This window comes from Heyndrickxia sp. FW510-T9 (assembly GCF_058781025.1).
In genome coordinates this window covers 25,951-34,046 of sequence record NZ_JBYSWK010000004.1, presented here as the reverse complement: position 1 = coordinate 34,046, position 8,096 = coordinate 25,951, and the positions used below count along the sequence as shown (strand labels likewise).

The following is an 8,096-nucleotide window of genomic DNA, read 5'->3' as shown; positions in this document are numbered from 1 at the left end:
TTCACATTCAGCCTATTAGCCATTAACCGTTTCTATTAGCCATCACTCTATTCTATTGCCATCATACGTTTCTATTTGCCATCACGCTCAGCTTATTAGCCCTCATAAGTTTCTATTAGACATCACTCTATTCTATTAGCCATTAACCGTTTCAATTTGCCGTCACATTCAGCCTATTAGCCATTAACCGTTTCTATTAGCCATCACTCTATTCTATTAGCCATCACGCTCAGCTTATTAGCCACCTCTTAAATCACATATCTAGGAGTTTTTGAAGTTGCTCTACGCTCAATTCATATGCCCTATGCCTTAGCTCGCCTTTATATGGGAGATTAAGAGACTTTAGAATTTTCGAAGCCATATGAACTGATGATACTCCCGTGAGTTCTCTAAACTTTCGATTAGTAATTTTAGAATCTTGAAGTAGGGTATAGTCAATTAAGAGTTTGAAAATTGCCTTTTTATCTGTTTTTCCGCAGGTAGTGCAGGTCCAATTTCTTCTGATTCTTTTAATAGTTAGGTGGTTACAGCCTTCACAGTAAATACCGGGCAAAAGCTCGTCCTCACTTATTTGAAATCTCTCCATTACCTTTGGCCAAGCTGGTGTGTGCAGTTTTAGCAGCAGACGTGTAACTTTCTGTATGTCTTTTTTATCTAAAATTGGATTCCGAAATTTTTGTCTAATCATATCTAACTTGGATCGAATCGCGGCTGGGCGTATGACTTTTTGAGAAACGGCGGGATAATCTGGATTAGGTTTAATGATGGAATTCGGGTTGGTGATCACTACAAAGGAGGTATTCGGCACTCGGGGTATAGAGTATTTTTCCAACAAAGCTGATAAAAAAAATTGTTGATTTTCCGCTTGAAGAATCGGATTAGAGAATATTTCCACCTTACCATCCAATGTTCGTTCTAGTTGATTGGGATCGAAAAATAGCTCTCCTAAAATGTGCTTGCCTTCAAAAATGATGAAAAAACTGGGGTTTATGATTAGGGTGTCAATTTGAAAAAATGTTTCGATTGAAATCGGGAGACGCAAATCATGAAAAACAGCATACTCTTCACGATTAAAAAAACTTTCAACATAGTAATCTAGACTTTGCTCTCCTCGAAATCCCGCCCATCGCCTAGACAATTCTTTTTCGATGTCACTTCTTTTAGGATGAGTTTGTGGGAGTCTCCTTAATAAAGCCTCCAGCATAAAAATAATAATAGGAACTGTTCGTAGTTTCTTAGCCAATTCATCACCTCAAAAATGATAGTATATTAGGTCTTCTACAAAACTTCCCTTTTTCCTCTTTTTATATAGCCCAAAAACATTCATAAGCTTCCGCTCACAACTCAGTATGTAAATGTTAGCCAACCTGGCTGTTATTCGTCCCTTATAAAGGCTTGTTGAAATTTGAGGGGTTAATTTCACTTGTTAAAGCAGGTCGACCAACAATATATTTTTTACACAGAAAAAGACACCCCTATTGGAATGCCTCAGCATTTATAATCTCACAACGACCTCTGTTCCATCTTTATCTTTCACTTCAACAATCGTTAATCCGCGATATCGTCTGAATTCTCTCAATAACTGCCTAACCGCTTTACGATCAATTGATGCTGGAATAAACGATTTTGCTTTTTCTTCCACGTTTTTCTGGATAAACGTACTATTTACAAATTTCCACAGTGAAGGTGAAGATACAACCCAACCACCAGCTTGTAAAAGTGCATAAGGTAGTGGAACCGTGAATTCTTTCTTGTCTTTAAGTTTCACTTTAACTTTTAACATGACAATTACTCAATAACGACGGAAACTTTTTCGCCATTCTTACTCTCGACATCGATAATTTGACCAGACAATTCGTTTTCAATTGCTTCTAAAATCAGCTCCACGTCAAGAACATTGATATCTTTTACATACTTAGCGGACTCAGGTATCGCCGAAGCAATGCTAAGGCCTGTTTTTAAAGCAATCTTGATTAGTCGTAATGGCATGTTTACCTTTACATTGTCGCCTTCCTCGGATAGTACGCGAATTTTCAACATTTTATCAAGGTAGTTCGACCCTTTGACCGCAACTGGAGTGGAGTCTTTTTCCTTTAATGCTTGAATTAGTTCACTCGCCTCATCTGAATCAAGCTTGCCTTCTTGAACCATTGTAAGTACTTTCGTAATTTCTTCTTTCATCATCTAGCTCCTCCTTTAATTCCCCTTTATGATTTTTAATGCTTCATCAGGAGAGATTTCTCCCTTTTCAAGCATGGTAATTACTTTCTTATCATCTACATCGCTTTTCTTTTCGTCATACCCAAGCGCGGATATAACTTCGCTCAACTTACCACGTACAGTTGGGTAGGAAATCCCCAATTCTTTTTCAACTTCTTTAATATTTCCGCGGCTCTTGAGGAATATTTCTATAAAAAACAGCTGTTCTTGACTGAGAGTCGCAAACTTGGATAGCTCAAATTCATTTTCAATTGTCGTATGACAATGCGTACACTGTAATTTTGTAATTTTCAACGCTTCGCTGCAAACAGGACAGTTTGTGATAAGTGGGTAAGCCATATTTTTCTCCTCTCTTAATGTTATCAATATCATATTACATATATTTAAAAATGTAAATACATTTTATTAATTATTTTAATTTTAAAATCAAAATAATTAATAAACCCTTAAAATATTTATTAAGATTATGAAACACTTATTGAACAATGGAACAAACTCGTAAACGCACTCAAACTCGTGAAATTGTTTAAGTAATTCAAAACTTATTAATTCGTAAATCATTAAATCCAAAATGCACTTTACTTCTTGCCGTTATTAGATCATTCAATAACCAAAAAAGATGACCCTGCTATAGGGCCACCAAAGTCTAATGAATATTTACCATCCCACTCGACACTTTTACCGTAATCTTGTTCTCTCCTGTTCCATAAGAACCACTTATGTTATGTCTACTTTTAGATTTATTATCAAGCGGAAAATCACACGATATGATGCCACTCTCGACATTACCATCCAAGCTAAAATCCGAATGCTTAGGAAGATTTAGCTGGACGAGACCTGAGGTTACATTTATATTGATTGGATCGTTTACTTGATCGAATTGCGCTGTTAGTCTACCAGAGGATAATTTAGCATTTAATTTCCCTTGATAGTGGCTTAATTCCACATTCCCAGAACTCATGGTAATCTTCCCTTCCTCCGCTATTACGGAATCTAAATGAGCATTTCCTGAAGATCCCACATGATTATAAGATTGGATGTATAAATTTTTTAGGTTCACCATTCCTGAGCTCATATCGATGGATAATTTCTTTAATTTCATCGGATTTTCTTTTGCTTTTCCCGAAAAATGCAGAAATCCCGATCCAATTTTTACTTCCATTTTTTGATCGTAGTTTTCAGGTATATAAATCGTCAGTTTCTTTTTATTCTTTATTGTAAAGCCTTCTAACCAATTATGCTTTAAGGTAACCTTTACAGTAGCTCCACTATGCGAAACCTTTAGCTTGCCTTTTCCTTTATACTCCGCTTTTACATCATCTCGATTACCGGGAACGATAGTAACCTCAGTAGCTGATGCATCAATATCAATTAAATCAATATTTTGCATCGCAGCAGCCTGTGTTCCTTTACTGCCAAAAGGAAGCCAAGAAACCTTTTGCAGATTCGTTCCGATTATATAAAAACAAGCAATTATAGCCAAAAACACTAGTAATTTTTTCATAATAGTTCTTTTCTCCTTTACCATTCACTTAACTATTATGTTATATGACAAAACATTTCCTCACTATGCACCTTAGCTTTAATTCTTTATAAGACTTGAGTCTTATTAGAAAAGCGTAAGCCTGCACATCGGCGTACGGATGAGTGAAATTTACATTCCCAATTTCACCTTCGTAGTTTGCGACGCAAGATTTAGGAAACACGGCTAGGGACGAGTCGATGCCCGCTTATCGTAGGAAGGTGACGTAGAAATCCGCTAGCCGAAAGGCGCTATTGAAATTGTAATGCAAATTTCACCTGAAGCTAGACATATAAGAAACTTTAACCAGTTTACGAAGGACTTTTATTACGCCGAAAAGAAGTAGGTGCTACACCTGTTTTCTTTTTAAAGACGCGGCTAAAATAATTTGGGTCCTTGTAGCCGACACTGAAACAAATTTCTTTCAAGCTCTTATTCGTATTTAACATTTCGTGCTTTGCCTGTTCAATGCGAAGATCCGTCACATAATCGATGAAGTTCACTCCATATTTTTCTTTAAATAATTTGCTGAAATGGAAAGGGCTTAGCTCGACATGTTCCGCTACTTCCTCTAAAGTAATGGTTTTATGAAAATGATCCGTTATATAGTCCTTTGCTTTTAACAAATATCCCTTCATATGGCTGCTTCTCCATGCTTGAACTAGTTCTGTACACTCAAGGATATATTGTCTTGTTACACCAATAATTTGTTCGTATGTACGATTTTGTGGATAGATGTATGGAGCTGTTTGTATTCCTAATTCATATAGTGCTCTTGAAACAATAATCCATAGTTCCTCCAGCATCCTTTCTCGTTTTTGCACTGACCCAGATTCTAATTCCTTTATATAGAGCTCGAATACATCCTGTACATGTTGGCGGTCACCTATTTTGATGTAATCAACTAACTCTTTCTCTTTTTCTAATGATAAAACTCCTTCATTCCTAGTTTCTGCTGGAAATGCATAAGCAATTGTCTGATGAAGATTTCGCTGCTCCAACGCCAACAGCGCTTCATGATAAGAGCTCGGCAGGTTTTCTATCGTTTGAAACGGCAGCCCCATCCCTGCAAGAATGGATAAATTGGAATCCCGTAGCAACGAAACAACATTTCTAACCAGTTTGATCGCTAGTGATTTCATGCGATTTTTTTCTTGGATGGAATTAAACAAAATGAGCACAGGAATTTTGTTCTCTACTACGGGTCCCATTACACACTCACTTCTTGATTTTAACAGCTCCTTCAATCGTTGAAACACATGATACTTTTCTTCTTTCGAGAGATTTCCATCCTTCTCTTGTATGGAAAATATGACAATAAACCCTGATTTCACTTCAATTCCAAGGAGTTCACTCCAAGCCTCAAAGCTTATATGATCATTTAGAATCGAGGAAAGCCATTCTGTTTCAATGACCGAAAGTGCACGTTTTAGGTTTTCCCTAAGTGATTGTTGCTCAGCTTGGATCCGTCTTTCATCCTTAACCTCTTCCATTACTCTCGACAATGCACCAAACACATCAGTTTGCTTGCTCGGTTTTAAGAGGTATTCTTTTACACCTTGCTGCATAACTTCTTTTGCATATTCAAATGTATTAAATGCAGACACCATAATAAATTTGATTTGCCTATGCTTTTTGCGAATTTCCCTGACTGCCTCCACGCCATCAATACCCGGCATTTTGATATCCATCATCATTATATCCGGTTTAAGCTCTGTAGCTAGCTCAATCGCCATCCGTCCATTAACCGCTTCCCCAACCACTCTTATTTCCGGCATTTCCTTTTGAATCATTTTGGTTAAAGCCTTTCTTTCCAGCATTTCATCATCCACAATGACTAAACGCATGATTATACCCCCTTGATCTTAAAACGAAAAGTAGTGCCTTTCCCTTTTTCCGATTCAATTTCAACAATATCCTTTTGCTGATAAAAAAGCTGCAGACGCTTAATAACATTGATAACGCCAATTCCTGTAGAATGTCCGGACCGTTTGTGAAGCTCATTTGATTGAATTTCGTCATCGCTCACGTAATTTAGTAATCTAGCTTTTGTCTCTTGGTCCATGCCTAAGCCATCATCCGTCACCTCGATGGAAATTTGTTCTCCCCTTTTAAAAATAGAAAGAGTAATAGTCCCTCCCTCCTCCTTCGACTCCAACCCATGAATAAAAGCATTCTCCACAATCGGTTGCAAAGTAAGCCTCGGAATAGATACATGCATACAGCTTTCATCAATATGTGTAAAAAAAGTAATACGATCTCCAAAACGTGTTTGCTGTATGTAAAAATATTCTTTCACCACATTTATTTCATCTTTTAAAGTAGAGGGTTTATCAATATTTACAAGATTATATCGTAATAAAGTGGAAACCGATTCTATTAATCTAGTCGTTTCCGGTGCCTCTTCTAAATAGGCCATTTTTGCAATGTTATTTAATGTATTGAATAAAAAATGGGGATTAATTTGATTTTGCAGGCTCTTGAGTTCCAGCTCCTTCAAAAGCTTATCCAATTCTGACTTATCCTTAATCTCATTTACCAGTTCAATGATATTTTTCCGCATTTGGTTAAAGGTTTCCGTTAATAGCTTCAATTCATCCTTACTTGTTACCTTTATATCCTCACCAGTCAAATGTCCTGCTGAAATTTCCTTGGCAGCGAGTGAAAGGCGTTTTATTGGACCCGTAATTCCTCCTGATATGCGAATAGCTAGTATTGTACAAAGGATAAACACGGCACTAAAAAATAAGCCGGTTGTGATACGATAATAATTATTTCGCTTTGCTAATTGATTATAGAAATGCTGGTATGAGGTTAGCTCCTGATTGATTAACGATAGTGTTGCCTCCTGTATATATCCTGAGATATCCGTTGCTTCATTAAAATAAGAAGAATATTGATTAATATCATTGTCTTGGAAAGCTTTGATAGCGATGTAACTATCATCAAGAAAGCTTTCTAGCATATTTTCATAGTTAGTCAGATCAACATAGTTAGATTTGGTTTCAATTTTACTGCTAAGCTTTTTTTTATTCGCCCTTAATTGCTTATTCGTTTCATTGAACTCTTTTAGGTAAACCGCATCCTTTTCTACAATATAGGCATTCATTTTTTCAACAAGTGTATTTGTTTGTTGGGAAATTTCATTTAATAATAAAAAGCGTTCGAAACTGCTGTCATACTCACGCATAATTTGTTCACTGCTGCTATACAAATAAAAAGCAACACCGTTTACGAGTACAACTAGAGTAATAAAATAAAAGATTAGTTTTGTACGGATTCGTATCATGATGGTGACCTCTTTTGTTGTTCACTTGTTGAAAGTGGTAAATCACTTCGATGGATGACACGGGTTTCAGTATAATTTACCTCTGTTACTCGTTTTCCTTCTTCAATCGCAATCATCATCTCGACTGACTTATATCCCATCTCATATGGCTCCTGCATCACGGTCGCATCAATGACTCCCTTTTCCATATCATTAATCGTATCTTGTATAGTATCAAATGCAATAATGTACATGGACTTTTGCCGGTTTAAATGTACGACCGTCTGGGCAATTCCGATGCCATCTAATGCGCTTGTTCCAAAGAAAGCATTCGTCTCTGGATGCTCCGTTAAAATTTTATTGGCTTTTTCAGCCGCTCTTATTCTCGTAATTTTCGATTCTTCAATCGCAATAATCTTCACCCGTTTTTCCTTCTGAATCGCATCTTTAAATCCTTGCACACGGAGTTGCTGATGGCTAGCTTGAAAGCTGCCTGTAATAATTGCGACATTTATTTTCCCCTTAGTGTCAGCAAGAAGAGCCTTTCCTGCGATGAAGCCTGAATAATAATTATTGGAACCAATATAAGCCCTTCTATTGCTTGATGGCGCATCCGTATCGACGGTAATCACAGGAATCCCTTTATTTTCGAGACTATTGATGACCGGGGAAAATTGCTGATCATTATAGCCTTGCGTTAAAATGCCATCTACTCTGGAGGCACCAGCAATTTTCAATTCTTTTAAATGCTCGTCAATATTCGATTGTTTTGGACCTTTATATTCGAGTAAAACATGATGTTTTTTAGCTGCTGCCTTCGCTCCCTTTTCCACTAATCTCCAATAATCATTATCCATTTCCTCTGGGACAAGGACAAAATGATATTTATAGGATGGAATGGGACCTGAGTTTATTTTTTTGCTAACTTCATTCATTTTAAAAGCATATAAAATGGCTGTGATAAACAATACTACAAAGAAAATGAAACCGATTACATAAAAAAGTCTTGTCCATCGAAACACAAGCTTTCCCCCTTACTTATGTAATATCTTAACATGGTAAAGATTAGAACTGGTATCAAATATT

Annotated in this window: 8 protein-coding genes; all 8 read right to left on the bottom strand. The window is 36.7% G+C overall.

The features are described 5' to 3' along the window. Positions 1-253 precede the first annotated feature (253 nt). The 8 genes from AC3WJF_RS03375 to AC3WJF_RS03340 all read right to left on the bottom strand — a co-directional run bounded on the left by AC3WJF_RS03375 (position 254) and on the right by AC3WJF_RS03340 (position 8,032). Positions 254-1,243, bottom strand: coding sequence for a nuclease-related domain-containing protein (locus AC3WJF_RS03375; protein WP_492449693.1), 990 nt, complete (start codon positions 1,241-1,243; stop codon positions 254-256). A gap of 252 nt (positions 1,244-1,495) precedes the next feature. Beyond that, the gene (locus AC3WJF_RS03370) at positions 1,496-1,783 is read right to left on the bottom strand and encodes a hypothetical protein (RefSeq protein ID WP_492449692.1); all 288 of its coding nucleotides are present in this window, start codon (positions 1,781-1,783) and stop codon (positions 1,496-1,498) included. Positions 1,784-1,788: 5 nt separating this feature from the next. Next, positions 1,789-2,181 (bottom strand): SHOCT-like domain-containing protein, encoded by a 393-nt coding sequence (locus AC3WJF_RS03365; RefSeq protein ID WP_492449800.1) that lies wholly within the window; start codon positions 2,179-2,181, stop codon positions 1,789-1,791. A 15-nt stretch (positions 2,182-2,196) separates the two neighbouring features. Next, positions 2,197-2,559: a DUF2089 domain-containing protein gene (locus AC3WJF_RS03360; RefSeq protein WP_492449691.1), complete on the bottom strand. Its 363-nt coding sequence runs from the start codon at positions 2,557-2,559 to the stop codon at positions 2,197-2,199. Positions 2,560-2,866: 307 nt separating this feature from the next. Further along, on the bottom strand, positions 2,867-3,724 hold the full coding sequence (liaG, locus tag AC3WJF_RS03355) for a LiaG family protein (RefSeq protein WP_492449690.1): 858 nt from the start codon (positions 3,722-3,724) through the stop codon (positions 2,867-2,869). Positions 3,725-4,053: 329 nt separating this feature from the next. Beyond that, on the bottom strand, positions 4,054-5,589 hold the full coding sequence (locus AC3WJF_RS03350; RefSeq protein ID WP_492449689.1) for a response regulator: 1,536 nt from the start codon (positions 5,587-5,589) through the stop codon (positions 4,054-4,056). A 2-nt stretch (positions 5,590-5,591) separates the two neighbouring features. Continuing rightward, positions 5,592-7,031 (bottom strand): sensor histidine kinase, encoded by a 1,440-nt coding sequence (locus tag AC3WJF_RS03345; protein WP_492449688.1) that lies wholly within the window; start codon positions 7,029-7,031, stop codon positions 5,592-5,594. Beyond that, complete coding sequence (locus AC3WJF_RS03340) at positions 7,028-8,032, bottom strand: sugar-binding protein (protein WP_492449687.1); 1,005 nt, start codon at positions 8,030-8,032, stop codon at positions 7,028-7,030. The genes AC3WJF_RS03345 and AC3WJF_RS03340 overlap by 4 nt, the downstream gene beginning before the upstream one ends. Between the last annotated feature and the right edge of the window lie 64 nt (positions 8,033-8,096).